Below are 24,490 nucleotides of genomic sequence, written 5' to 3'. Positions count from 1 at the left end.
CACACCAGCTCGAAGAACTGGTCCCACTGCTCCCACGATCGACACGAACCCCGCCCTGACAACGGTCTCATCGCAACGCTCCTCCAAGGTCACGTTGCTTCGACCCCTTGAACCCGCCACCGGATCCACGACAAGACCGGTAGTTGAAACGGGCTCACGCCGTCGACTCCCGCGATACGGTCAGCGCCGCTTCGTCGGCTTGCGCAGGTTGTGCTTGAGGCCGGACACCACGACGTCGTCGATGATCCAGCGGACGTACGCGCAGTAGAGGACCTTGCGGGTGCTGCCGCTCTTGTAGGGGAGCACCTTCGTGAACGCGCCGCCCTCGCCGAGGGGGAGGCCGCTGTAGAGGTGCGCGGTCTGGTCGCCGTTGGCGATGAAGATGCTCCGCATCTCGTCGAAGGCGACCGGGCAGGCCTTCACCACCGAGCGGGCCGCGACGAACAGCTCGAGGTCGTAGGAGTAGGTGAGGGAGCTGCCCGGTGAGATCGGACCGGACCTGTTGGTGCCCCAGACCTTCAGGCGCACCCGGTCCTTCGCGTGCGGGCGGCGCTTCACGTCCAGGTAGAGCTGGCTCTCGGGGAAGTTCGGCGCCGCGGCGTACTCCGACTTCCAACCGCGCGCCGCGGGGTCGTCAGGTCGTTGCTCGGCCGCGTGGGCGAGCGTGCCGGGCGCCCAGACGAGGAGCGCGGTCAGGAGGAGCAGGACGCCGAGTCGGTTGCTCATGCGGCCACACCAACATGACACTCGTCGGCGGCGCAACCCCGGGCCCGGACGGATCGGCCTCCGTACGCCGGCTCCGGCGCTCAGCCGGACCGCCCGACGAGCCGGACCGGCCCGTCGCCGTACTCCTGGAGGACATCGCCGGGGTTGGCCAGCGAGCACGACCGCAGCGACAGGCAGCCGCAGCCGATGCAGTCGTCGAGGGTGTCGCGCAGCCGCTCCAGCCGGGCGATCCGCTCGTCGAGGCTGCTGCGCCAGGTGCGCGACAGCCGCGCCCAGTCGGCCTTCGTGGGGGTGCGGCCCTCGGGCAGGGTGGCCAGCGCCTCCCGGATCTCCGCGAGTGAGACGCCGACGCCCTGGGAGACGCGGATGAACGCGACCCGACGCAGCATGTCGCGGTGGTAGCGGCGCTGGTTGCCGGCGGTCCGGAGGCTGGTGATCAGGCCCTCCCGCTCGTAGTAGTGCAGTGCCGAGACGGCGACGCCCGAGCGATGGGCCAGTTCGCCGGGCGTGAGGTCGTGGCTGCGGAGGGCGCGGTTGATGTCCGTCATTGACCTCAACCCTAGTTCAGGTTGTCGACTGACGTCATGCACGCGATCCGCCACCACGCCTTCGGGCCCGCCGATGTCCTGCGTCTCGAGCAGCTCCCCGACCCCGACCCGGGCCCCGGCCAGGTCCGGGTCGCGGTCGAGGCGGCCGGCGTCCATCTGCTCGACACCTCGATCCGGGCAGGCCTGGCGTTCCCCTCGACACCGCTGCCCGAGCTGCCGATGGTGCCCGGGCGCGAGGTCGCCGGTGTCGTCGACGGCGTCGGGGCGGGGGTCGACGACGACTGGCTCGGCCGCCGGGTGGTCGCCCACCTCGGGCCGGGCGCGCGGGGCGGCTACGCCGAGCTGACCCTCGTCGACGCCGGGCGCGTCTACGCCATCCCCGACGGGCTGGACGCGCCGACGGCGGTGGCCGCCATCGGCACCGGCCGCACCGCCGCCGGCATCCTCCACCACGCGGCGATCGGCGCCGACGACGTCGTGGTCGTCACCTCCGCGGCCGGCGGACTCGGTGTCCTCCTGATCCAGGGCGCCCGCCATGCCGGCGCCCGCACCGTCGGGCTGGCCGGCGGCACCAAGCTCGACGTCGTCCGTGGCTTCGGTGCCGACACGGTCCTCGACTACCGTGCCCCGGGCTGGGTCGAGGCGCTGCGGGCCGCCGAGCCCCGGTTGACGGTGCTCCTCGACGGCGTCGGCGGCGAGGTGCCGCGCACCCTCCACGGGCTCCTGGAGCCGGGTGGGCGGATGGTGCGCTTCTCCGGCGACACCGAGGGGTACGACGGCCCGGACCGTCCTGTCGTCGACATCCTCGGCCCGGCCCTGCTGCCCCGGCTGGCCGAGTTCGAGCAACAGGCCCTGGCCGCCGCGGCGGACGGCAGCCGGGTGCCTCATGTCGGCTCGCGATTCCCCCTCGCCGACGCCGCCGCCGCGCACCGCGCCCTCGAGTCGCGGACCTCGGTCGGCAAGGTCGTCCTCCTGGTCGACCGGACCGGCGGGTGACCGCCCTCGTCCCCGCCCCCGTCGCCTCGCCGTGGCGGGGCCGGCACGGCCGGACCACGGTCGGCGTCTTCTCCCTCGCCTTCCTCTTCGCGTTCGAGGCGCTCGCGGTCGCCACGGTGATGCCGGACGTTGCCGCCGCCCTCGACGGCCTGCGCTGGTACGCCGTGGCGTTCGCCGCGCCCCTGGCCGCCGCCGTCGTGGCCCTGCCGGTCACTGGCGCCGCGGTCGAGCGGCTCGGTCCCGGCCCGGTGCTGCGCCGTGGCCTGGTGGTCTTCTGCTTCGGCGTACTGGTCGCCGGGCTCGCGCCGAGCATGCCGGTCTTCCTGCTCGGCCGGCTCGTCCATGGGTACGGGGGCGGCGTGCTCGGCGTCGGCCTCTACGTGCTGATCGCCCAGGCCTATCCGGAGCAGTTGCGGCCGCGGGTGTTCGCCGTCCTCACCATGGGCTGGGTGCTGCCCGCGCTGGTCGGCCCGGTGGCCGCCGCGTGGGTGGCGGCCGCGGTGGGCTGGCGCTGGGTCTTCCTCGGCGTCCCGGTGCTCGCCGTCGCGGCCTGGTTGCTCGTCGCCGACGCGCCCTCACGCGTCGCGCGGGCGCGCCCGCAGCCGGCCCGGCTGCCGTACGCGCTGCTCGCCGCCGGCGGGGTGCTCCTGGTCAGCGTCGCCGGGCAGCGCGCGCTCCCGCTCTGGCCGCTGCTCGTGGTGGCCGGACTCGCGGCGATCGTCGCCGGTGGAAATCGGCTGCTGCCGCCGCGGGTCTGGACCCTGCGGGCCGGGCTGCCCGCGGTCCTCGGCACCCGGGCCGCGGTCGGGACCGCCTTCGCCACCGCCGAGGTCTACCTGCCGCTCCTGCTCACCCTCGAACGCGATCTGACCCTCACCCAGGCCGGCTGGGTGCTCACCGTCGGCGCCGTCGCCTGGTCCGGCGGCGCGATGCTCGCCGCACGGTGGTCGCTGCTCGCGGACCAGGCCGGGCGGGTCCGGCTCGGCGCAGCGCTGCTCGCACTGGGGATCGGCGGGTTCGTCCTCGTGGCGGTCCCGGCAGTCCCGCTCGTCGTACCGGTGCTGGCCTGGGGGTGCGCCGGGCTCGGCATCGGCATGGCGTTCCCGACGCTGGCGGTGCTCGCGCTCGCGACGGCCACCGCGGGCGAGGAGGGCCGGACGTCGTCGGCGCTCCAGCTCAGCGACTACCTGGCCAACAGTGCCGGCGTCGCGCTCGGCGGGGTGCTCTTCGCGGGCTTCGCCGAGACCGCGCCGGTCCCGGCCGCGACCGCACTGGTCGTCGCGGGCGCCGTCCTGGGTCTGCTCGCCCTCCTTCCGGCCCGCAGGCTGCACGGCTGACCTACTGCTGTGCGGCCTGCTCGAGCTTCTGGATGGCCTGCTTGCCGAACTTCTCGAGGTCGGCTCCGTCTGCGCCGGTGAGACCGCCGTTGAGCAGAGTGATGCCGTTGTGACCGATCTGGATCATCAGCACGTTCATCGTGGCCGAGAAACCTTCGGAGTCGACGGTCATGGCGATGGCGAGGGAGGCATCGCCGAGGTTGGCATCGAGAGCGGGGACACCTTGAAGTCCGAATTCACGCCGTCTTCGTCGACGGTCGAGAAGGATGAGCAGTCGCTCAGCGCGTCGGCGACCTGCTGGAGCCTGTCCTCGTCGATCTCGTCGGGGAAGGACGAGATCGACTGGCTGAGGAACGTGCCGAATGCGCCGCCCTTGTTGAGGTTGATCTCCTCCTCGGCCGAAGGCTCGGAGGTGTCGTCGTCGAGCGCATCCAGGACTTTGTCGCATTCGGCAGGAGTGACCTGGTCATCGGAGTCGTCCTCCCCGTCGTCCTCCTCGCCGAGGGTCCAGCCAGAGGGCATGTCCGGTACGGCGAGCAGAGGTGCCTTCGCCGGCGCCTGGGTGAGCTCTCGTCCGGCGGCGGCGTTCGACGGGACTCCTTCGTCGGGTCATGTCGCCGGGAGCCTAGGAGCCCTGGCCCCTGGCTGAGGGAAACGCCGGAATCGACTCCGAACGGTCGACGATCGCACCGCAAGGTGTCCGCGATCTGCCGTCCCTGACCGGACGGACCACAACCGCCGATACCCTTGCGGTGTGAACAGTCCTCTCAAGGTTGCCGTGCTCGGCTGCGGTTCCGTGGGGTCGCAGGTGGTGCGCCTCCTCGCTGAGCAGGCCGACGACCTGGCCGCCCGCATCGGGGCGCCCGTGGAGTTGGTCGGGGTCGCCGTACGACGCCTCGACGCGCCCCGCGAGGTCGACGTGCCGGCCACGCTGCTCACCACCGACGCCGCGGCGCTCGTCGCCCGCGACGACGTCGACGTCGTGATCGAGGTGATCGGCGGCATCGAGCCGGCCCGGTCCCTCATCCTGTCCGCGCTCGAGCACGGCGCGTCGGTCGTCACCGCCAACAAGGCGCTGCTCGCCGAGGACGGCGCGACGCTCTTCGAGGCGGCCGAGAAGGCCGGACGCGACCTCTACTACGAGGCGGCCGTCGCGGGTGCCATCCCGATCCTGCGCCCGCTGCGCGAGTCGCTGGCCGGCGACAAGGTGACCCGGGTGCTCGGCATCGTCAACGGCACCACCAACTTCATCCTCGACAAGATGGACACCGCAGGCAGCGGCTTCGGCGACGCGCTCGAGGAGGCCCAGGCCCTCGGGTACGCCGAGGCCGACCCGACCGCCGACGTCGAGGGCTTCGACGCCGCCGCCAAGGCCGCGATCCTCGCGAGCCTGGCGTTCCACTCGCGGGTGACCGCCGCCGACGTGCACCGCGAGGGCATCACCGACGTCTCCGCCGGCGACGTCCGCTCCGCGCGCGAGATGGGCAGCGTCGTCAAGCTGCTGGCCATCGCCGAGCTGCGCACCGACGCCGACGGCGAGGAGGCGGTCAGCGTTCGCGTCCACCCGGCGATGATCCCCCGGTCGCACCCGCTGGCCAGTGTCCGCGAGGCCTACAACGCGGTGTTCGTCGAGTCCGAGGCCGCCGGCCAGCTGATGTTCTACGGTCCGGGCGCGGGCGGCTCGCCGACCGCGAGCGCGGTGCTCGGCGACCTCGTCACGGTGGCTCGCAACCACCGGCAGGGCACCCGGGGCGTCGGCGAGTCGGCGTACGCCGACCGTGCGGTGCTCCCGATGGGGGAGACCCGCACCCGCTACCACGTGGCCATCGACGTCGACGACCGCGCCGGCGTACTGGCCGCGGTCGCGCACGCGTTCGCCGAGCACGGTGTCTCGATCCAGACCGTCCGTCAGGAGGGCAGGGGCAACGACGCCCAGCTCGTCGTCGTCTCGCACGAGGCGACGGACGCGGCCCTGGCCGCGACCGTCGAGCGGCTGCGTGGCATGGAGATCGTCCGCGAGGTCACCTCGGTGATGCGCGTCGAGGGGGCAGAAGAGCAGTGAGCGCGCATCAGTGGCGGGGCGTCATCGAGGAGTATCGCGACCTCCTCGACATCCCGGCGGACACCCCCGCGGTCACCCTGCGCGAGGGCGGCACACCGCTGGTCTACTCCGAGTGGCTCACCGGGCTGACCGGCGCCCAGGTGTGGCTCAAGGTCGAGGGCAACAACCCGACCGGCTCGTTCAAGGACCGCGGCATGACCACCGCGCTGTCCGTCGCCGTCCACGAGGGCGCGAAGGCGGTCGTGTGCGCCTCGACCGGCAACACGTCGGCGTCGATGGCCGCGTACGCCGCCAAGGCCGATGTCACGCCGATCGTGCTGGTGCCCGAGGGCAAGATCTCCGCCGGCAAGATGGCCCAGGCCGTGCTCCACGGGTCCCAGGTCATCCAGGTGCGCGGCAACTTCGACGACTGCCTGCGGATGGCCCGCGAGATGGCGTGGAAGTACCCCGTCGCGCTGGTCAACTCGGTCAACCCGCACCGCCTCGAGGGGCAGAAGACCGCCGCGTTCGAGATCGTCGACTTCCTCGGCGACGCGCCCGACTTCCACCTGCTGCCCGTCGGCAACGCCGGCAACATCTCGGCCTACTGGCTCGGCTACACGCAGTACGCCGGCCTCGGCCGCGCCTCGAAGAGGCCGGTCATGCGCGGCTTCCAGGCCGAGGGCGCCGCCCCGCTGGTGACCGGTGAGCCGTTCCCCGACCCGGAGACCCGCGCGACGGCCATCCGGATCGGCAACCCCGCCTCCTGGAAGCTCGCCGAGGCCGCCCGCGACGAGTCCGGCGGCCGGTTCGCCGCCGTCTCCGACGCGCAGATCCTCGCCGCCCAGAAGGCACTCGCCGCCAACGACGGCGTCTTCGTCGAGCCCGCCTCGGCCGCCGGCATCGCCGGCCTGCTGGCCGAGCTCGACGCGGGGGAGTCCTACCAGGGCGCCACCGTCGCGATCACCGTCACGGGCCACGGCCTCAAGGACATCGCCACCGCGCTCGACGGTCTGGTCCTGCCCGAGACCGTGGTCGACGCCGACGTCGACGCCGCCGCGCAGGCCGCCGGACTCTAGGGCCGATGACCTTCGTGGAGGGCCCGGCCCGGGTCCGGGTGCCCGCGACGTCGGCGAACCTCGGCCCGGGCTTCGACACCCTCGGCCTCGCCCTCGACCTGCACGACCGGCTCGAGGCGGAGGTCACCGCCGGTGGGCTGGTCGTCGAGGTGCAGGGGTACGGCGAGGGTGAGGTCCCGCTCGACGAGCGGCATCTCGTCGTCCGTGCGATGCGCGCGACCTTCGAACGTCTCGGCAAGCAGCCTCCCGGCCTGCGGCTGTCGTGCACCAACGTCATCCCGCATGCTCGCGGACTCGGGTCGTCCTCGGCCGCGATCGTGGCCGGGGTGTGGCTGGCCCGCGAGCTCGTCGCCGGCGGCCGGCTGCTGCTCGACGACGCCGCGCTGCTGGACCTCGCCGCCCGGCTCGAGGGGCACCCGGACAATGTCGCCCCCGCGCTGCTGGGCGGCTTCGTCATCTCGGGCCAGGACACCGACGGCCCCTTCTGGGCGGTTCCCGGCAGCGTCGACCCGCGGGTGGGCGTGGTGGTGTTCGTGCCCACCACCCCGGTCGAGACCGAGGCCGCGCGCGGCCTCCTGCCGGCCGTCGTACCCCACGGCGACGCGGCGGCCAACGCCGGCCGTGCGGCACTCCTGGTCGCGGCGCTGTCGAGCCGTCCTGAGGAGCTGCTGCGGGCGACGGAGGACCGGCTGCACCAGGACTACCGCCGCCCGGCGATGCCCGCGAGTCTCGCCCTCGTCGAGGCGCTGCGGGCCGACGGCGTCCCCGCCGTGATCTCGGGGGCGGGGCCGACCGTGCTGGCCTTCACCGACGGCCCCGGCTCGGTCACCACCGAGGGCCTGCTCGCGCGCTGCCCCGAGGGCTGGTCCGCTCGTGCGCTCGCCGTCGTCGGTGTCGGCGCCGCGCCCGACGAGCACCGGCCGTGAGCACGGCCACCGTGGTGGTACATTGACGCTGCGCCGCAGTTCTCGGCGCCCGGCGAGCATCCCTCGCCCCTCTTCCAGGTCCACACCGGCCGTCGGCCGGACGGACCTTCGCAGAACCAGACCGATGCGCGTTCCGCCGTCCTCCGGGCCCGGGACGCGCGAGATACGTGGGAAGGACTCACGTGACCGAGACCCCCGACTCCACCGCGCCCGCCGCGGAGGCCGCCACGGCCCCCAAGAAGCGCAGCGGTGGACTCAACGCCATGCTGCTCGCCGATCTCAAGGCGATGGCCAACGGCATGGGCATCCCCGGCGCCGGCTCGATGCGGAAGGCCGCGCTCGTCGACGCGATCAAGGCCGCCCAGGCCGGCGGCGCGGGACGGCGCAGCACCCCGGCCGCCGAGCGGCCCACGACTGACACGCCCAAGGCCGACGCGCCCAAGGCCGACGCGCCGAAGTCCGAGGCGCCCAAGGCCGAGGCGCCCAAGTCCGACGCGCCCAAGGCCGACGCGCCCAAGGCCGAGCCGCCGAAGTCCGAGCGGCAGACCGCGCCGAAGACGGAGGCCAAGCCGGACCGGAAGGCCGAGCAGGCGGCCGAGTCCAAGCAGGAGCGCAGGGCCGGGCAGAAGTCCGAGCAGAAGGGGGGCCAGACCAAGGTCACCCAGCGCCAGCGGCAGCAGGACGGCCGCCAGGACGGCCCGGCCAAGCAGGACGGCCGCCAGGACGGCCCGGCCAAGCAGGACGGCCGCCAGGACGGCCCGGCCAAGCAGGACGGCCGCCAGGACGGCCCGGCCAAGCAGGACGGCCGCCAGGACGGCCCCGCCAAGCAGGACGGCCGCCAGGACGGCCCCGCCAAGCAGGACAGCCGCCAGGGCAATCAGCAGAAGCAGCAGGATCAGTCCCGCGCCGACGCCCCGAAGCCGGAGGCGGCCCGTGACCAGGACGACCTCGACGACGACGGCGAGGGTGGCAGCCGCCGCAACCGGCGGCGCCGCGGACGTGACCGCGACCGGGCCGGCCGGACCGGCCGCGAGCCCGACACCGAGGTCCGCGAGGACGACGTCCTGGTGCCGGCCGCCGGCATCCTCGACGTCCTCGACAACTACGCGTTCGTACGGACCGGCGGCTATCTCGCCGGGCCCGACGACGTCTATCTGTCGCTGTCGATGGTCCGCAAGTACGGCCTGCGTCGCGGCGACGCCATCACCGGCCAGGTGCGCCAGCCCCGTGACGGCGAGCGCCGCGAGAAGTTCAACCCGATGGTCCGCATCGAGTCGGTCAACGGCGTCGACCCGGAGCAGGCCAGGAACCGGGTCGAGTTCACCGACCTCACCCCGGTCTCGCCGACCGAGCGGTTGCGCATGGAGACCGGCTCCGACGACCTGACCGGTCGCCTCATCGACATGGCCGCCCCGGTCGGCAAGGGCCAGCGCGGCCTCATCGTCTCGCCCGCCCGGGCCGGCAAGACGACGTTGCTGCGGTCGATCGCCAACGCGATCACCGCCAACAACCCCGAGTGCCACCTGATGGTGGTCCTCGTCGACGAGCGGCCCGAGGAGGTCACCGACTTCGAGCGCTCGATCAAGGGCGAGGTCATCGCGAGCACCTTCGATCGTCCCGCGATCGACCACACCACCGTCGCCGAGCTGGCCGTCGAGCGGGCCAAGCGGCTCGTCGAGCTCGGTCACGACGTCGTCATCCTGCTCGACGGACTGACCCGCCTCGGTCGCGCCTACAACCTGGCGGCCCCCGCCAGCGGTCGGATCCTGTCGGGCGGCGTCGACTCGTCGGCGCTGTTCCCGCCGAAGCGCTTCTTCGGGGCGGCCCGCAACATCGAGAACGGCGGGTCGCTGACCATCCTCGCGACTGCGGTCGTCGACTCCGGGTCGCGGGTGGACGAGGTCTTCTTCGAGGAGCTGCGCGGCACCGAGAACCTCGAGCTGCGCCTGCGCAGCGACTTCGCCGAGAAGCGGCACTTCCCTGCGATAGACGTCGTCGCCTCGGGCACCCGTCGCGAGGAGCTGCTGCTCGGCAAGGAGGAGCTGGAGATCATCTGGAAGCTCCGCCGTGAGCTCGCCGAGGGGGATCGGGCGGAGGCGCACGCCGCGCTGCTCCAGCGGCTGCGGAACTCCCGCACCAACTACGAGTTCCTCCTCAAGGTCCAGCGCGACTGAGCGCCGGAAGGTCGTCACCCCGAGCATTTGGGCGGCATGGTCGCTGCCCGTAGAATCGACTGTTGGCTCCGGTTCACGCTGCGCACCCCGCCCGGCGACCCGGATCCGTGAGAGGACACCATGAAGAAGGACATCCACCCCGACTACGTCGCGACCCAGGTGACCTGCACCTGCGGCGCCTCGTTCACCACCCGCAGCACCGCGACCTCCGGCTCGATCCACGCCGACGTCTGCTCGCAGTGCCACCCGTTCTACACCGGCAAGCAGAAGATCCTCGACACCGGCGGCCGCGTCGCCCGCTTCGAGGCCCGCTACGCCAAGGCCGCCAAGAAGTAGCTGCCTTCCTGCGCCGGCCGTCCGCACCTGCGGACGGCCGGCGTTTCGCTTTGTCCCGGCCACTTGACGCGCATTCCTGCAGCCGCACCACCACCCCGAGGAGTCCAGGTGTTCGAAGCCGTCGAGGGAATGCTCGCCGAGCACGCCGGGCTCGAGGCGAAGCTGGCGCTTCCCGAGACCCACGCCGACGCCCGGCTGGCGCGCACCGTCAACCGCCGCTACGCCGAGCTCGACGCGGTGATCGCGACCTGGCGCGAGTGGCAGCGGTACGGCGAGGACGCGGACGCCGCGCGGGAGCTGGCCGCCGACGACCCGGCGTTCGCCGACGAGGTCGACACGCTCCTCGCCCAGCGCGACGAGGCGGCCGAGCGGCTGCAGCGGCTGCTGGTGCCGCGCGACCCTGCCGACGACAAGGACGTCCTGCTGGAGGTGAAGTCCGGCGAGGGCGGCGAGGAGAGCGCGCTCTTCGCCGGCGACCTGCTGCGGATGTACAGCCGCTACGCCGAGCGGCGCGGCTGGAAGACCGAGATCCTCGACGCCACGGAGTCGGACCTCGGCGGCTACAAGTCGGTCACCGTCGCGGTCAAGGCCGCGGGTGCCACGGACGCCGGCCAGACGCCGTACGCGCTGCTGAAGTTCGAGGGCGGCGTGCACCGGGTCCAGCGGGTGCCGGTGACCGAGTCGCAGGGCCGGATCCACACCAGTGCGGCCGGCGTGCTCGTCATGCCGGAGGCCGAGCAGGTCGACGTCGAGATCAACGACAACGACCTGCGCATCGATGTCTTCCGCTCCTCGGGACCGGGCGGCCAGAGCGTCAACACGACCGACTCGGCGGTGCGGATCACCCACCTGCCCACGGGCATCGTGGTCAGCTGCCAGAACGAGAAGTCGCAGCTGCAGAACAAGGAGCAGGCGATGCGCATTCTGCGCGCCCGGCTGCTCCAGGCCGCCCAGGAGGCCGCCGACGCCGAGGCCAGCGACGCCCGGCGCAGCCAGGTCCGCACCGTCGACCGGTCCGAGCGGATCCGCACCTACAACTTCCCGGAGAACCGGATCTCCGACCACCGCACCGGCTACAAGGCCTACAACCTCGACCAGGTCCTCGACGGCGACCTCCAGCCGATCCTCGACTCCTGCGTCGAGGCCGACCTGGCCGCCCGGCTCGCCGCGCTCGAGGACTGAGCGGAGCGATGAGCGAGCCCAGGCAGCTGCTCCGCGACGCCGCCGACCGGCTCCGGGCAGCCGGCGTCGCCAGCCCCGAGCACGACGCCGGGGAGCTGCTCGCGCACGTCCTCGGAACCACCCGCGGGCAGCTCCTCCTCGTCACCGACGTGGCGCCCGACCATGCCCGCCGGTACGACGACCTGCTGCTCCGCCGCGCCGCCCGGGAGCCGCTCCAGCACCTGCTCGGGGCGGCCTGGTTCCGCCACGTCGAGGTCGCCGTCGGGCCGGGCGTCTTCGTGCCACGACCGGAGACCGAGCTGCTGGCCGGCTGGGCGATCGAGCACGCCGCCGCGCTCGTCGCCGCGGGGGAGGCGCCGGTCGTGGTCGACCTGTGCACCGGCTCCGGCGTGATCGCGAAGAGCATCGCCGACGAGGTGCCGCAGGCGCGGGTGCACGCCGTCGAGCTCGACCCGCCGGCCCACGCGTGGGCCGAGCGCAACCTCGCCGGCACCGGCGTCGACCTGCGGCTGGGTGACCTCGCCACGGCGTTCGAGGAGCTCGCCGGACAGGTCGACGTCCTGGTCAGCAACCCGCCCTACGTCCCGCTGGAGGCCTGGGAGTCGGTGGCCGTCGAGGCGCGCGACCACGACCCCCACCTGGCGCTGTTCTCGGGTGACGACGGCCTCGACGCGATCCGGGTGATCGCCCGGCGGGGGCTGGTCCTGCTGCGGCCCGGCGGCGTCGTCGGCGTCGAGCACGCCGACGCGCAGGGCACCTCCGCGCCGGCGGTGTTCAGCGACGGTGGGCGTTGGGAGGAGGTCCGCGACCATCGCGACCTCGCCGGGCGTCCCCGGTTCACCACGGCACGCCGCCCGCGCTCGGAGCACGACGCGGTGGGAGGATGGACGGCGTGAGTGCCGAGCGGTTCCCGACCGAGACCGACGAGGAGCGCGAGGCCGCGCTCGACGCGGCCAGCCGTGCTGTCCGCCTGGGCCGCCTGGTCGTGCTTCCCACCGACACCGTCTACGGCGTCGGCGCCGACGCCTTCGACCCCGAGGCCGTCACGCGGCTGCTGGCCGCGAAGGGCCGGGGCCGCGAGATGCCGCCACCGGTGCTCGTCGGCACCAAGGGCACGCTCGAGGCGCTCGCCACCCGGGTGCCGGCGTACGTCGCCCCGCTGGTGGAACGGTTCTGGCCGGGCGCCCTGACCGTCGTGTGTCATCAGCAGCCGTCGCTGCAGTGGGACCTGGGCGAGACGCGCGGGACGGTCGCGGTCCGGATGCCCGACCACGCCGTGGCCCGCGCCCTGCTGGACCGCACCGGTCCGCTGGCGGTGAGCTCCGCGAACCTCTCCGGCCGCCCGGCGGCGCTCGACGCGGAGGCCGCGACGGAGATGCTGGGGGAGGCGGTCGCCGTCGTCGTCGACGCGGGTGCCTCGCCGGGCGGGGTGCCCTCGACCATCGTCGACGCCACCACCGACCGGCCCCGGCTGCTGCGGCTCGGCGCCATCCCGGTCGCCGACCTCGACGCAGCGCTGGCCGACCTCGGTCTCACCGTCGAGGTCGAGCCAGCGAGCGCCCCCGAGCCGACCGACTCCGAGCCGACCGACTCCGAGGGGGAGCGGGAGGAGGCCGGGCCCGCCGATGCGTGAGTACCTCGTCGTCTTCCTCGTCGCCGCGATCGTCACCCACCTGCTGACGGTCGTCGCCCGGGAGATCGCGATCCGCACCGGCGCGGTCGCCAAGGTCCGCGACCGCGACGTCCACGCCGAGCCGATCCCCTATCTCGGCGGCATCGCCATGCTGGGCGGCCTGTGGGCGGCCTACCTCGTCGCCCAGCAGCTGCCGTTCCTCAGCACCCGCAACCCGTTCGCCAGCGACGCCCTGCCGGTCCTGGTGGCCGGCACCCTGGTGTGCGCGGTCGGTGTCGTGGACGACATCCTCGACCTCGACGCGCTGACCAAGTTCGGCGGTCAGGTCCTCGCCGTCGGAGTGCTCGTCTACGCCGGCATCCAGTTCAGGTACTTCTACCAGTCGACCGGCGAGGTCTTCGCGCTCGACACCAGCCAGGGCGCCCTGCTGACCGCCTTCGTCGTCCTCGCGACCGTCAACGCGGTCAACTTCATCGACGGACTCGACGGTCTGGCGGCGGGCGTCATCGGCATCAGCGCTGCCGCCTTCTTCCTGTTCTGCTACGCCCTGGCCTATCTCAACGATCTCACCCTGGCCACGACGGGCGCGATGCTCGCCGCGGCGCTGACCGGCGCCTGCGTGGGCTTCCTGATCCACAACTTCCACCCGGCCCGCCTGTTCATGGGCGACAGCGGGTCGATGCTGATCGGCCTGGTGCTGTCGGCCACGGCGATCACGATCACCACCCAGTTCCCCCCGGGCGACCTCGTCGAGGGCGCGGACGGCGCCCGGGCCAGCCTGCTGCCGGTCTTCCTGCCGTTCGCGCTGCCGATCCTGATCCTGATCGTGCCGCTGGCCGACCTGGTCCTGGCCGTCGTACGACGCACGCGGGCCGGCCGCTCGCCCTTCGCCCCCGACAAGCAGCACCTGCACCACCGGCTGCTCGAGATCGGCCACTCGCACCGCCGCGCGGTGATCATCATGTGGATGTGGGCGGGCCTGATCGCCTTCGGCGTCGTCCTGGCCAGCGTGTTCACCGGCCCCGTGGTGTGGGTCGGCCTCGGTGTCAGCCTGCTCGTCACGGTCGGCCTGACCTTCGCGCTGCCCCACGTGCACGACCCCAACGAGGTCGCCGACGAGGCCGCGGGGGAGTCCGTACCCACCCCCGATGCGGAGCCTTCCGGGACTTTGTGATAACTTTCACGAACTCCCGGAGTACGCCTCCGGGCCCCGCCCACGCACCCGAGCAGGACGGCCGCCGACGATGACGACCGAAGCCCGAACACCCCCCGTGGTGATACGTGCGGCCTTCGTCTCCGTCCTCGGCGCGGTCGTGCTGGTCGTGGTCGGTGCCGTCGTCGGCGGCTCCGATGCTGCTGCGGGGGCCGCGGTCGGCGGGGTGCTGGCGGTCGGCGTCCTCGCCTTCGGGGCCTTCGCGGTGGACGCCGTCTCCCGGTTGATGCCGACGGCCGCGCTGCTGTTCGCGATGCTCACCTACACCTTCCAGGTCGTCGTCATGGCGCTGGTCTTCGTCGCGCTCAACGAGTCCGGTCTGCTGGACGACGCGCTCGACAGCATGTGGGTCGGCATCGCCATCATCGCCGGCGTCTTCGTGTGGATGACGGTGCAGATCGTGCTGGCCACGACGGCCCGGATCCCGGCCTTCGAGCCGCGTCCGGCGGCCCCGGCCGAGGGCGGTGCGCGATGACCCGAGCCGACTGCTATTGTCCGGGTCGCAATGAGTCAGCCCGAGGAGAAGCCCCAGGGCGACCCGTGGCATGCGTTCGGCTACGTCGTGGCCGGGGTCGCGTTCTACGGCTTCCTCGGTTGGCTCGCGGATCGCTGGCTGGGCACCACGTTCCTCGTCGCGGTCGGCATCCTCGCGGGTGCCGCGCTGGGGATCTACATGACCGCCAAGCGGTTCCGCACGATGCCATCCGGCTCACCAGATTCGCCCCACAGCCCCAAGCCCGACAGTTCCGACGAGCAGTGACCGCAGAGGAGACCTGGTGACCATCGCAGCCAGCGCCACCATCGCCGCCGAGGGTGGGGAGGGGTACCACGCCCCGGGCCCGAGCCTCTTCGAGCTCCCCGGCATCGCCGGCAGCGACGTGACCAAGCCGATGGTGCTGCTCTTCCTGGCCGCGTTCCTCGTGTTCGGCTTCTACTACATGGCCTCGCGCAAGCGGGCCCTGGTGCCGGGCAAGCTGCAGTTCGCCGGCGAGGAGGCCTACGGCTTCGTCCGCAACAGCGTGGCCCGCGACATCATCGGCGGCCACGACTTCCAGAAGTTCGTGCCCTACCTGGTCACGGTCTTCTCCTTCATCCTGGTCAACAACCTGTTCGGCACGATCCCGTTCATCCAGTTCCCGACCTTCAGCCGGGCCGGCATGGCCTATGCGCTGGCAGGACTCTCCTGGCTGGTCTACAACGGGGTCGGCGTGCACAAGCACGGCCTGGTCGGCTACCTCAAGCTGCAGAGCGTCCCGTCCGGCGTCAGCCCGGCGATGTACCCGCTGCTGGTCCCGCTGGAGTTCTTCTCCAACATCCTGGTCCGCCCGGTCACGCTGGCTCTGCGTCTGTTCTGCAACCTGTTCGCCGGTCACATCCTGCTTGCGCTGTTCTCGACCGGTGGTCTCTACCTCATCCAGCACGTCGGAGGGATCGGCTACGTCGCCGGCCCGCTGGCCTGGGTGCTCGCGATCCTGGTCGGCTTCCTGGAGATCCTCGTCCAGGTGCTGCAGGCCTACGTGTTCGTCCTGCTCAACGCCATGTACATCCAGGGCGCGCTCGCCGACGAGCACTGACGCACCTCCTTCACCTCAACCCCCACAGTTCTCACACGAGAAAACAACCCGAAAGGAAAGTAGCCATGGGTGGCTCTCTCAACATGATCGGTTACGGCCTGGCCGCCATCGGCCCGGGTATCGGCATCGGTCTCATCTTCGCCGCGTACATCAACGGCGTTGCCCGCCAGCCCGAGGCGCAGAGCCGCCTCCAGTCGATCGCGATCCTCGGCTTCGCGCTCGCCGAGGCGCTCGCCATCATCGGCATCGCCCTGGCGTTCGTCCTCAAGGCCAGCAACACCTGAGCCGTACCGGCCGCCTCCGTTCCCACGAGATCTAGGTCAGGTCCATGAAGTCACTTTTGGTGATCGCCGCCGCTGAGGGCGAGGAGCACAACCCGCTCCTCCCCGAGTGGATCGAGGTCGTGCTCGCCCTCGTGGTGTTCGCGATCCTGTTCTTCCTCATCAAGAAGTTCGTCGCCCCGAACTTCGAGAAGACGTTCGCCGAGCGTTCCGCGGCGATCGAGGGCGGCATCGCCGCGGCTGCGACCAAGCAGGCCGAGGCGGACGCCAAGCTGGCCGAGCTGGAGAAGCAGCTCGCCGACGCCCGCCACGAAGCCGCGCGCATCCGTGAGGAGGCGCGTGAGCAGGGTGCCGCGATCGTGGCCGAGCTGCGTGAGCAGGCCCAGGCCGAGTCGTCTCGCATCGTCGAGCACGGCAAGGCGCAGATCGAGGCCGAGCGCCAGCAGGCGGTCACCTCGCTGCGGGCCGAGGTCGGCACCCTCGCGACCGGCCTCGCCGGTCGGATCGTCGGAGAGTCGCTCGAGGACGACGCGCGCCAGGCGCGGGTCATCGAGCGCTTCCTCTCCGAGCTCGAGACGGTCGACGCCGCCGACGCGGGCAAGGACGCGTGATGGTGTCCTTCCGTGGCGCGTCGGCGGACGCCATGGCCGCCCTCACCGACCTGGTCGGTGGGGTGGCCGAGGCGTCGGCCTCGGTGGTGGCCGGCGACCTGTTCGCCGCCGCCGGCACGGTGCGCCGTGAGGCGTCGCTGCGCCGGGTCGTCACCGACCAGTCGGTTCCGGCCGCGGCCCGCTCGGGCCTGATCGGCGACCTCTTCACGGGCAAGGTCGACGCGGCCACGCTCGGCCTGCTGCGCGACGCGGTGGGCCGGCGCTGGACCCGCCCCCGCGACCTCGCCGACACCCTAGAGCAGCTCGGGGTCGTCGCTGCCGTCCGCTCCACGGGACTGGAGGCGGGCCGGCTGATCGACGAGCTGTTCGCCGTGCGCCAGCTGGTGACCGGCAACAGCGACCTGCGCAACGCGCTCTCCGACCCCGTGCGCTCGGCCGCCGACAAGGCCGCCCTCGTCGACACCCTGCTCAGCGGCAAGGTGCTCGCGGCGACCGGCCAGCTCGTCAAGCAGGCCCTGTCCGGCTCGTACCGGACCGTGGTCGCGGCGCTCGAGGACTACGAGCGCACCGCGGCGCGGGTGCAGGGGGAGGGTGTCGCCACCGTCCACGTCGCCCGCCCGCTGGCCGACGCCGACCAGCAGCGACTTGCCTCCGCACTGACGCGTCAGTACGGCCGTCAGGTGCATCTCAATGTCGTCGTCGATGCCGAGGTCCTGGGCGGCATCAGGATCGAGATCGGCGACGACGTCATCGACGGCACGGTCCTCAGCCGCCTGGACGACGCTCGCCGCAAGATCGCCGGCTGACCGGCACCCCACCAAGACTTCAGAGCAGCAGAGAAGAGAGAAGGCACCTGAGATGACGGAACTCTCCATCCGTCCGGACGAGATCCGCGACGCCCTCGCGAAGTACGTCGCTGACTTCCAGCCCGCGGCCGCGAGCAAGGAAGAGATCGGCACGGTCGCCTCCGCCGGCGACGGCATCGCCCGTGTGGCGGGCCTCCCGTCGGCCATGGCCAACGAGCTCCTCGAGTTCGAGGACGGCACGCTCGGCCTCGCGCTGAACCTCGAGGAGCGCGAGATCGGTGTCGTCGTCCTGGGTGACTTCGACAAGATCGAGGAGGGCCAGACGGTCCGCCGCACCGGCGAGATCCTCTCGGTCCCCGTCGGTGAGGGCTACCTCGGCCGCGTGGTCGACCCCCTCGGCAAGCCGATCGACGGCCTCGGCGACATCGCCACCGAGGGCCGCCGCGCCCTCGAGCTCCAGGCGCCCGGCGTGATGTCCCGCAAGTCGGTCCACGAGCCGCTCGCCACCGGCATCAAGGCCATCGACTCGATGACCCCGATCGGCCGCGGCCAGCGTCAGCTGATCATCGGCGACCGCTCCACGGGCAAGACCACGGTCGCGATCGACACGATCATCAACCAGAAGCAGAACTGGGAGTCGGGCGACCCGACCAAGCAGGTCCGCTGCATCTACGTCGCCATCGGCCAGAAGGGCTCGACCATCGCCGCCGTGCGGGGTGCCCTCGAGGAGGCCGGCGCGCTGGAGTACACCACCATCGTCGCCTCTCCGGCGTCCGACAGCGCGGGCTTCAAGTACCTCGCCCCCTACACCGGCTCGGCCATCGGCCAGCACTGGATGTACGCCGGCAAGCACGTCCTCATCGTGTTCGACGACCTGACCAAGCAGGCCGAGGCCTACCGCGCCGTGTCGCTGCTGCTGCGTCGCCCGCCGGGCCGTGAGGCCTACCCGGGTGACGTCTTCTACCTGCACTCCCGCCTGCTGGAGCGTTGCGCGAAGCTGTCCGACGAGCTCGGTGCCGGCTCGATGACGGGTCTGCCGATCATCGAGACCAAGGCCAACGACGTCTCGGCGTTCATCCCGACCAACGTCATCTCGATCACCGACGGCCAGATCTTCTTGCAGTCCGACCTGTTCGCGGCCAACCAGCGCCCGGCGATCGACGTCGGCATCTCGGTCTCCCGCGTCGGTGGCGCGGCGATGACCAAGGCGATGAAGGCCGTCACCGGCTCGCTCAAGGTCGACCTCGCGCAGTACCGCGCGATGGAGGCCTTCGCGATGTTCGCCTCCGACCTCGACGCCGCCTCGAAGCAGCAGCTGGCCCGCGGCCAGCGGCTGATGGCGCTCCTCAAGCAGCCGGCCTACTCGCCGTACCCGCTCGAGGAGATGGCGGTCTCGCTGTGGCTCGGCACGTCGGGTCGCCTCGACGCCGTCGCCACGGGTGACGTGCTCCGCTTCGAGAGCGAGTTCCTCGACTACCTGCGCCGCTCGCACGACGGCATCCTCGCCGCGATCCGGGAGACCCAGAAGTTCGAGGACGAGGACGGCGTCGCCGCCGCGTACGACTCCTTCCTGGACCAGTTCGAGACCTCCGACGGCGGCAGCATCAAGGTCGGGCACGAGCCCGAGGCCGAGGCGCTCGCTGACGACGAGCTCGAGCAGGAGCAGATCGTCAAGCAGAAGCGGGGCTGACACATGGCCGTATCGCTGCGTGAGTACCGCGCGCGGATCAAGTCGACGGAGTCGATGAAGAAGATCACGCGCGCCATGGAGCTCATCGCTGCGTCCCGGATCATCAAGGCGCAGCAGCGGGCCGCGGCGGCAGCGCCGTACGCCCGGGAGCTGACCCGTGCCGTGTCGGCGGTGGCGACGTTCTCCAACGTCGACCACCCGCTGACGCGGGAGGAGGAGAACCCGAAGCGGGCGGCCGTGCTGGTCATCACCAGCGACCGCGGCCTGGCCGGTGCCTACTCCTCGAGCGTCATCAAGGAGGCCGAGCGGCTCTCCGAGCGGCTGCGGGCCGAGGGCAAGGAGCTCGACTTCTACCTCGCCGGGCGCAAGGCGGAGGCCTACTTCAAGTTCCGCGGGCGTCCGTTCGTGCAGGCGTGGACGGGCTTCTCCGACCAGCCGACCTACGACAAGGCCGCCGAGATCGGCGCGGCGCTGATCGAGGCGTTCCTCAAGGAGCAGGGCGAGGAGGGCGACGTCGACGAGGTCCACGTCGTCTACACGCGGTTCCGCTCGATGCTCACCCAGGAGCCGACCGCGATCCGGCTGCTGCCGCTCGAGGTCGTCGAGGGCGAGGAGGCCCCCGAGGCCGACGAGCTGCTGCCGCTCTACGAGTTCGAGCCGTCGGCGGCCCAGGTGCTGGACGGGCTGCTGCCGCAGTACGTCCAGAGCCGGATCTTCTACGCCCTCCTGCAGGCCGCGGCCTCCGAGCTCGCCGCCCGCCAGAAGGCGATGAAGTCCGCCACCGACAACGCCGAAGAGCTGATCAAGAAGCTCACCCGGATCGCCAACCAGGCGCGTCAGGCGGGCATCACCCAGGAGATCAGCGAGATCGTCGGTGGCGTGAACGCGCTCGCCGACGCCCAGGCCGCGGCCAACGACTGAACCCACCAGAGAAAACACCAAACGGAGTAAGACATGACTGCAACGGTTGAAGAGACCACCGCCAGCGGTGCGGCCTCGGTGGGTCGGATCGCGCGGGTCATCGGCCCGGTCGTCGACATCGAGTTCCCGACCGACGCGATGCCCGAGATCTACAACAAGCTCGAGGCCGAGATCACCCTCGAGGGCGAGACCACGGTGCTGCCGCTCGAGGTGGCCCAGCACATCGGCGACGGCATGGTCCGCGCCATCTCGCTGAAGCCGACCGACGGCCTGGTCCGCGGCCAGTCGGTGACCGACACCGGCGAGCCGATCACGGTCCCCGTCGGCGACGTCACCCTCGGCAAGGTCTTCAACGCCACGGGAGACTTCCTCAACCTCGAGGCGGGCGAGACCGTCGAGGTGACCGAGCGGTGGGGCATCCACCGCAAGGCGCCGGCGTTCGACCAGCTGGAGTCGAAGACCCAGATGTTCGAGACCGGCATCAAGGTCATCGACCTGCTCGCGCCGTACGTCACCGGTGGAAAGATCGGCCTGTTCGGCGGCGCCGGCGTCGGCAAGACCGTGCTCATCCAGGAGATGATCGCGCGCGTCGCCAAGAACCACGGTGGTGTGTCGGTGTTCGCCGGTGTCGGCGAGCGCACCCGCGAGGGCAACGACCTGATCGTCGAGATGCAGGAGGCCGGCGTCTTCGACAAGGTCGCCCTGGTCTTCGGCCAGATGGACGAGCCGCCGGGCACGCGCCTGCGCGTCGCGCTGTCCGCGCTGACGATGGCGGAGTACTTCCGCGACGTCCAGGGCCAGGACGTGCTGCTGTTCATCGACAACATCTTCCGGTTCACCCAGGCCGGCTCCGAGGTGTCGACCCTGCTCGGCCGGATGCCGTCCGCGGTCGGCTACCAGCCCAACCTGGCCGACGAGATGGGCACCCTGCAGGAGCGGATCACCTCGACGCGCGGTCGCTCGATCACCTCGATGCAGGCGATCTACGTCCCCGCGGACGACTACACCGACCCGGCTCCGGCCGCGACGTTCGCGCACCTCGACGCGACGACCGAGCTCTCCCGTGAGATCGCGTCGCTGGGCATCTACCCGGCCGTCGACCCGCTGACCTCGACCTCGCGGATCCTCGACCCGCAGTACATCGGTCAGGCTCACTACGACTGCGCGATCCGCATCAAGCAGATCCTGCAGCGCAACAAGGAGCTCCAGGACATCATCGCGATCCTCGGTGTCGACGAGCTGTCCGAAGAGGACAAGATCATCGTGTCCCGCGCGCGTCGTATCCAGCGGTTCCTGTCGCAGAACACCTACGTCGCCAAGCAGTTCACCGGCATCGAGGGCTCGACGGTTCCCGTGGCCGAGACCATCGAGGCGTTCAACAAGATCGCCGACGGTGAGTACGACCACGTCGCCGAGCAGGCGTTCTTCATGTGCGGTGGTCTCGACGACGTCGAGCGCAACTGGGCCGAGATCCAGAAGAGCCTCTGATCATGGCGGACACCCAGGTCGAGCACCTGCACGTCGAGCTCGTCGCTGCCGACCGGACCGTGTGGTCCGGTGAGGCGGCGATGATCATCGCGCGCACGGTCGAGGGCGACATCGGTGTGCTGCGCGGTCACGCGCCGACACTGTCGCTGCTCTCGGCCTCGGTGGTCGAGATCCAGGTCGCGGACAAGAACCAGCTCGTGGTCGTCGCCGTGGACGGCGGCTTCCTGTCGGTGGCGGGCGACCGGGTCTCGATCCTGGCCGAGCGCGTCGAGCGTGCCGAGGACATCGAGGTGTCCCAGGCGCGCATCGACCTCGAGGAGGCCAAGCGCCTGCTCGACTCGAGCAACGAGGCCGAGCAGCGGGTCCGGCACGCCGAGGCGCGTATCCGCGCCGCGGAGATGGTCTCGTAGACGGTCACTGATGCGCAGATGACATGGTGGGAGTGGCTCCTCGACGTCTGTGGTGCGCTCCTGCTCCTGTGTGTGCTGTACGGCGTCGGACTCATCGTCCGGCGCCGTCTGCTCTCCCGGGACGGTGGCACCTTCGAGCTGAGCCACCGGCTGCGCGCCACGACGCCGGAGCGCGGCTGGGTGCTGGGTCTGGGCCGCTACTCCGGCGAGCGGTTGGAGTGGTTCCGGGTGTTCACCCTGTCGCGACGTCCGCGGCGCTCGTGGCGGCGTGACGAGCTGTCCTACGACGGCCGCCGGGCGCCGGCCGGCACCGAGCAGGCCTCGCTCTACCCCGACCACCTGGTCATCCGCTGTCAGTCGCCCGACGGGCTCGTCGAGCTCGCCATGAGCGTCTCGTCGCTCACCGGCTTCCAGGCCTGGTTGGAGGCGCAGCCCCCCGGGACCGACTGGAACCGGACGAAGGGCCTGTGAATGAACGAAGCGCGGTCGCCATCGGCGGCCGCGCTTCGTCGCGTCCGGGCCGCGGTGGCGCACGCCCCTTTCGGTGGCCCGACCCCGGGGCACCCGGAGAAAACAGAAACCGGACACCAGTTCACGTTCGAGCGCGAACCTGGCGCTCACATGACAACTTGTGGTGCCCTTTCCGGTCTCACCCCACGTGACGCTTGACACACGGCCCTGGCTGGTGTGGGGTGGGGGCGACGTGTAACAGCTTGTTACAACTGGCAGTTGCACTCGCCGTTCGAAAGGGAGAGCGAACGGCGAAGGCACGGTCCGCCCGGGGAAGCAGGAGCCCCGACGCGAGCCGTGCGCAACCCGCTCACCGGAGGGCACCTCAGTGACGACCGGAATTCCACTCACCCAGCTCGACCTCGCGGCGGCCGCCGCGGGCGCCACCACCGATGGCGACACGGCATCGGCCGCCGGGATCGCTCCCGACGCCGTCATCGCCCTCCGCGGCGTCAGCAAGTCGTTCGGCCCCATGCAGGTGCTCGACGACGTCAGCTTCGACGTGACCCGCGGGCAGATCACGTCCGTGCTGGGCCCCTCGGGCACCGGCAAGTCCGTCCTGCTCAACACGATCATCGGGATGTACCCGCCCGAGCAGGGCCAGATCTACGTCGACGGCGAGCCGATCGTCGGCATGCGCCACCGCGACCTGATGCGGGTCCGCCGCAAGTTCGGCGTCCTCTTCCAGGACGGTGCGCTGTTCGGCTCGATCAGCCTCTACGACAACATCGCCTTCCCCCTGCGCGAGCACACCGACCTCTCCGAGGAGCAGATCCGCGAGATCGTGCACACCAAGGCTGACATGGTCGGCCTGGTCAAGCACCTCGCCAAGATGCCCGGCGAGGTCTCGGGCGGCATGAAGAAGCGCGCCGGCCTGGCGCGGGCGCTGGCCCTGGACCCGGAGATCGTGTTCTTCGACGAGCCCGACTCGGGGCTGGACCCGGTCCGGGTCGCCCACCTCGACGACCTGATGAAGTCGGTCCAGGCCGTGACCGGGTGCACCTTCTTCGTGATCACCCACAACATCGACTCGGTGCGCCGCACGGCCGACCACATCGGCATGCTGTTCCGTTCCAAGCTGGTCGCGTTCGGTCCCGCCGACGAGGTCCTGGCCAGCGACCGACCGATCGTGGAGCAGTTCTTCGCCGGCCGCGCCCGCGGCCCGATCGGCATGGACGAGATGGTCGACGCCGAGGCCGAGTTCGCCGACGAGCTCTACACAGCCTGATCGCAGCACTGCGACCGGCGCTGCCCCGATCGCAGCGCGTCCTTCGATGTTCCGTCGACCCCAAGGGAGAGCCATGTCTACGAGCGTCATCACCAAGAAGCGGCTGGTCACCAGCAAGCCCGCTGCCGAGGAGGCGGTCGAGGAGACCGACGCCTCGGCCGCGCCCGCCTCCGAGAGCACGGCGTCGGACGGCGCCGACGGGAACCCACCGGTCGAGCCGCCGACGGCCTCCCGGTTCGGCCGGAGGACCCCGCTGGTGGCGGTGGTCCTGCTCGTCCTGCTGCTCGTCGCCGCCGTCGGCTACCTCTGGTTCCGGCTCGACGACAGCCGCGCCGAGGTCGACCGCCTGGCGACGGCGCAGTCGGACCGGGCTGAGGTGCTCCAGCAGGCCCAGGACCTGGCTGTCGCCCTGACGACCTACGACTACCGCGACCTCGAGGCCCAGCAGCAGCTGCTGGAGCAGGGCACCACCGACGCCTTCCAGCAGAAGTTCGCCGAGACCAACAAGACGCTCGCCCCGGTATTCACCCAGCTGGAGGCCTCCGCCACCGGCACCGTCGTCGACGCCGCGGTCCAGAAGGTCGACGGCGACCTGGCCACGGTGCTGGTGTTCGCCGACCAGTCGGCGAGCAGCAAGCAGAGCGAGGAGGCCACCAGCCAGGCGAGCCGCCTGCGCCTGCACCTGGTCCGCCACGGCGACACCTGGCTCCTCGACAGCGTGGACCTGCTGTGAGGAATGGGTCGCTCCCCGCGCTCGGTGAGAGCGCACGCAGCTTCGGC

28 protein-coding genes are annotated in these 24,490 nt (G+C 71.4%); 24 read left to right on the top strand and 4 right to left on the bottom strand.

Annotation, left to right across the window (positions count from 1 at the left end; translation table 11 throughout):
- Positions 1 to 180 precede the first annotated feature (180 nt).
- Together RB608_RS27760 and soxR are read right to left on the bottom strand one after the other, a co-directional pair.
- Positions 181 to 726 carry a hypothetical protein gene (locus RB608_RS27760; protein WP_308091344.1) on the bottom strand — a complete coding sequence of 182 codons (546 nt, stop codon included), beginning with the start codon at positions 724 to 726 and terminating at the stop codon, positions 181 to 183.
- 80 nt (positions 727 to 806) lie between these two features.
- Positions 807 to 1,274 carry a redox-sensitive transcriptional activator SoxR gene (gene soxR / locus RB608_RS27755; protein WP_308091343.1) on the bottom strand — a complete coding sequence of 156 codons (468 nt, stop codon included), beginning with the start codon at positions 1,272 to 1,274 and terminating at the stop codon, positions 807 to 809.
- 36 nt (positions 1,275 to 1,310) lie between these two features.
- On the opposite strand from soxR, the gene RB608_RS27750 reads away from it, so the two are divergent.
- Complete coding sequence (locus tag RB608_RS27750; RefSeq protein WP_308091342.1) at positions 1,311 to 2,270, top strand: zinc-binding dehydrogenase; 960 nt, start codon at positions 1,311 to 1,313, stop codon at positions 2,268 to 2,270.
- Entirely contained in the window at positions 2,267 to 3,607 is a 1,341-nt protein-coding gene (locus tag RB608_RS27745) for an MFS transporter (RefSeq protein WP_308091341.1), read from the top strand. The genes RB608_RS27750 and RB608_RS27745 overlap by 4 nt, the downstream gene beginning before the upstream one ends.
- Position 3,608: 1 nt before the next feature.
- Here the strand turns inward: RB608_RS27745 and RB608_RS27740 are convergent, their stop codons facing one another.
- Complete coding sequence (locus RB608_RS27740; protein ID WP_308091340.1) at positions 3,609 to 3,779, bottom strand: hypothetical protein; 171 nt, start codon at positions 3,777 to 3,779, stop codon at positions 3,609 to 3,611.
- Positions 3,776 to 4,129 carry a hypothetical protein gene (locus tag RB608_RS27735; RefSeq protein ID WP_308091339.1) on the bottom strand — a complete coding sequence of 118 codons (354 nt, stop codon included), beginning with the start codon at positions 4,127 to 4,129 and terminating at the stop codon, positions 3,776 to 3,778. The genes RB608_RS27740 and RB608_RS27735 overlap by 4 nt, the downstream gene beginning before the upstream one ends.
- Positions 4,130 to 4,361: 232 nt before the next feature.
- On the opposite strand from RB608_RS27735, the gene RB608_RS27730 reads away from it, so the two are divergent.
- From RB608_RS27730 to RB608_RS27625, 22 genes are all read left to right on the top strand, one after another.
- On the top strand, positions 4,362 to 5,669 hold the full coding sequence (locus tag RB608_RS27730; RefSeq protein WP_308091338.1) for a homoserine dehydrogenase: 1,308 nt from the start codon (positions 4,362 to 4,364) through the stop codon (positions 5,667 to 5,669).
- Entirely contained in the window at positions 5,666 to 6,727 is a 1,062-nt protein-coding gene (thrC, locus tag RB608_RS27725) for a threonine synthase (protein ID WP_308091337.1), read from the top strand. Before RB608_RS27730 ends, thrC begins: the two co-directional genes overlap by 4 nt.
- A 5-nt stretch (positions 6,728 to 6,732) precedes the next feature.
- Positions 6,733 to 7,653: a homoserine kinase gene (gene thrB, locus RB608_RS27720; RefSeq protein WP_308091336.1), complete on the top strand. Its 921-nt coding sequence runs from the start codon at positions 6,733 to 6,735 to the stop codon at positions 7,651 to 7,653.
- Between the two features lie 182 nt (positions 7,654 to 7,835).
- Positions 7,836 to 9,827, top strand: coding sequence for a transcription termination factor Rho (gene rho / locus RB608_RS27715; RefSeq protein ID WP_308091335.1), 1,992 nt, complete (start codon positions 7,836 to 7,838; stop codon positions 9,825 to 9,827).
- Between the two features lie 120 nt (positions 9,828 to 9,947).
- Entirely contained in the window at positions 9,948 to 10,163 is a 216-nt protein-coding gene (gene rpmE / locus RB608_RS27710) for a 50S ribosomal protein L31 (protein ID WP_308091334.1), read from the top strand.
- 108 nt (positions 10,164 to 10,271) lie between these two features.
- The gene (gene prfA / locus RB608_RS27705) at positions 10,272 to 11,345 is read left to right on the top strand and encodes a peptide chain release factor 1 (RefSeq protein ID WP_308091333.1); all 1,074 of its coding nucleotides are present in this window, start codon (positions 10,272 to 10,274) and stop codon (positions 11,343 to 11,345) included.
- Between the two features lie 8 nt (positions 11,346 to 11,353).
- Complete coding sequence (gene prmC / locus RB608_RS27700) at positions 11,354 to 12,241, top strand: peptide chain release factor N(5)-glutamine methyltransferase (RefSeq protein ID WP_308091332.1); 888 nt, start codon at positions 11,354 to 11,356, stop codon at positions 12,239 to 12,241.
- Complete coding sequence (locus RB608_RS27695) at positions 12,238 to 12,978, top strand: L-threonylcarbamoyladenylate synthase (RefSeq protein ID WP_308091331.1); 741 nt, start codon at positions 12,238 to 12,240, stop codon at positions 12,976 to 12,978. Before prmC ends, RB608_RS27695 begins: the two co-directional genes overlap by 4 nt.
- On the top strand, positions 12,971 to 14,152 hold the full coding sequence (locus RB608_RS27690) for an MraY family glycosyltransferase (RefSeq protein WP_308091330.1): 1,182 nt from the start codon (positions 12,971 to 12,973) through the stop codon (positions 14,150 to 14,152). Before RB608_RS27695 ends, RB608_RS27690 begins: the two co-directional genes overlap by 8 nt.
- Positions 14,153 to 14,222: 70 nt before the next feature.
- Positions 14,223 to 14,666: a hypothetical protein gene (locus tag RB608_RS27685; protein ID WP_308091329.1), complete on the top strand. Its 444-nt coding sequence runs from the start codon at positions 14,223 to 14,225 to the stop codon at positions 14,664 to 14,666.
- Positions 14,667 to 14,696: 30 nt separating this feature from the next.
- On the top strand, positions 14,697 to 14,951 hold the full coding sequence (locus tag RB608_RS27680) for an AtpZ/AtpI family protein (protein ID WP_308091328.1): 255 nt from the start codon (positions 14,697 to 14,699) through the stop codon (positions 14,949 to 14,951).
- Between the two features lie 16 nt (positions 14,952 to 14,967).
- A complete protein-coding gene (gene atpB, locus RB608_RS27675) occupies positions 14,968 to 15,765 on the top strand; it encodes a F0F1 ATP synthase subunit A (protein WP_308091327.1) in 798 nt (265 codons plus the stop codon).
- A 65-nt stretch (positions 15,766 to 15,830) separates the two neighbouring features.
- Positions 15,831 to 16,049 carry an ATP synthase F0 subunit C gene (gene atpE, locus RB608_RS27670; RefSeq protein WP_036542107.1) on the top strand — a complete coding sequence of 73 codons (219 nt, stop codon included), beginning with the start codon at positions 15,831 to 15,833 and terminating at the stop codon, positions 16,047 to 16,049.
- A 44-nt stretch (positions 16,050 to 16,093) separates the two neighbouring features.
- Entirely contained in the window at positions 16,094 to 16,657 is a 564-nt protein-coding gene (locus tag RB608_RS27665) for a F0F1 ATP synthase subunit B (protein WP_308091326.1), read from the top strand.
- On the top strand, positions 16,657 to 17,463 hold the full coding sequence (locus RB608_RS27660) for a F0F1 ATP synthase subunit delta (protein WP_308091325.1): 807 nt from the start codon (positions 16,657 to 16,659) through the stop codon (positions 17,461 to 17,463). Before RB608_RS27665 ends, RB608_RS27660 begins: the two co-directional genes overlap by 1 nt.
- A 52-nt stretch (positions 17,464 to 17,515) precedes the next feature.
- Complete coding sequence (gene atpA / locus RB608_RS27655; RefSeq protein ID WP_308091324.1) at positions 17,516 to 19,153, top strand: F0F1 ATP synthase subunit alpha; 1,638 nt, start codon at positions 17,516 to 17,518, stop codon at positions 19,151 to 19,153.
- Positions 19,154 to 19,156: 3 nt separating this feature from the next.
- On the top strand, positions 19,157 to 20,074 hold the full coding sequence (locus RB608_RS27650) for a F0F1 ATP synthase subunit gamma (protein ID WP_308091323.1): 918 nt from the start codon (positions 19,157 to 19,159) through the stop codon (positions 20,072 to 20,074).
- Between the two features lie 33 nt (positions 20,075 to 20,107).
- Positions 20,108 to 21,562, top strand: a complete 1,455-nt coding sequence (gene atpD / locus RB608_RS27645; RefSeq protein ID WP_308091322.1) for a F0F1 ATP synthase subunit beta — start codon at positions 20,108 to 20,110, stop codon at positions 21,560 to 21,562.
- Positions 21,563 to 21,564: 2 nt separating this feature from the next.
- Positions 21,565 to 21,972 carry a F0F1 ATP synthase subunit epsilon gene (locus tag RB608_RS27640; protein ID WP_308091321.1) on the top strand — a complete coding sequence of 136 codons (408 nt, stop codon included), beginning with the start codon at positions 21,565 to 21,567 and terminating at the stop codon, positions 21,970 to 21,972.
- Between the two features lie 18 nt (positions 21,973 to 21,990).
- Positions 21,991 to 22,443: a DUF2550 domain-containing protein gene (locus RB608_RS27635; protein ID WP_308091320.1), complete on the top strand. Its 453-nt coding sequence runs from the start codon at positions 21,991 to 21,993 to the stop codon at positions 22,441 to 22,443.
- A 367-nt stretch (positions 22,444 to 22,810) separates the two neighbouring features.
- Positions 22,811 to 23,710: an ATP-binding cassette domain-containing protein gene (locus RB608_RS27630; RefSeq protein WP_308091319.1), complete on the top strand. Its 900-nt coding sequence runs from the start codon at positions 22,811 to 22,813 to the stop codon at positions 23,708 to 23,710.
- 73 nt (positions 23,711 to 23,783) lie between these two features.
- A complete protein-coding gene (locus tag RB608_RS27625) occupies positions 23,784 to 24,443 on the top strand; it encodes a hypothetical protein (protein WP_308091318.1) in 660 nt (219 codons plus the stop codon).
- The last annotated feature ends 47 nt before the right edge of the window (positions 24,444 to 24,490 follow it).

It is taken from the genome of Nocardioides sp. LHD-245 (assembly GCF_030929495.1).
Taxonomy (GTDB): domain Bacteria; phylum Actinomycetota; class Actinomycetes; order Propionibacteriales; family Nocardioidaceae; genus Nocardioides.
The sequence above is the reverse complement of the archived record's forward strand: the minus strand, read 5'-3'. Positions and strand labels throughout refer to the sequence as shown.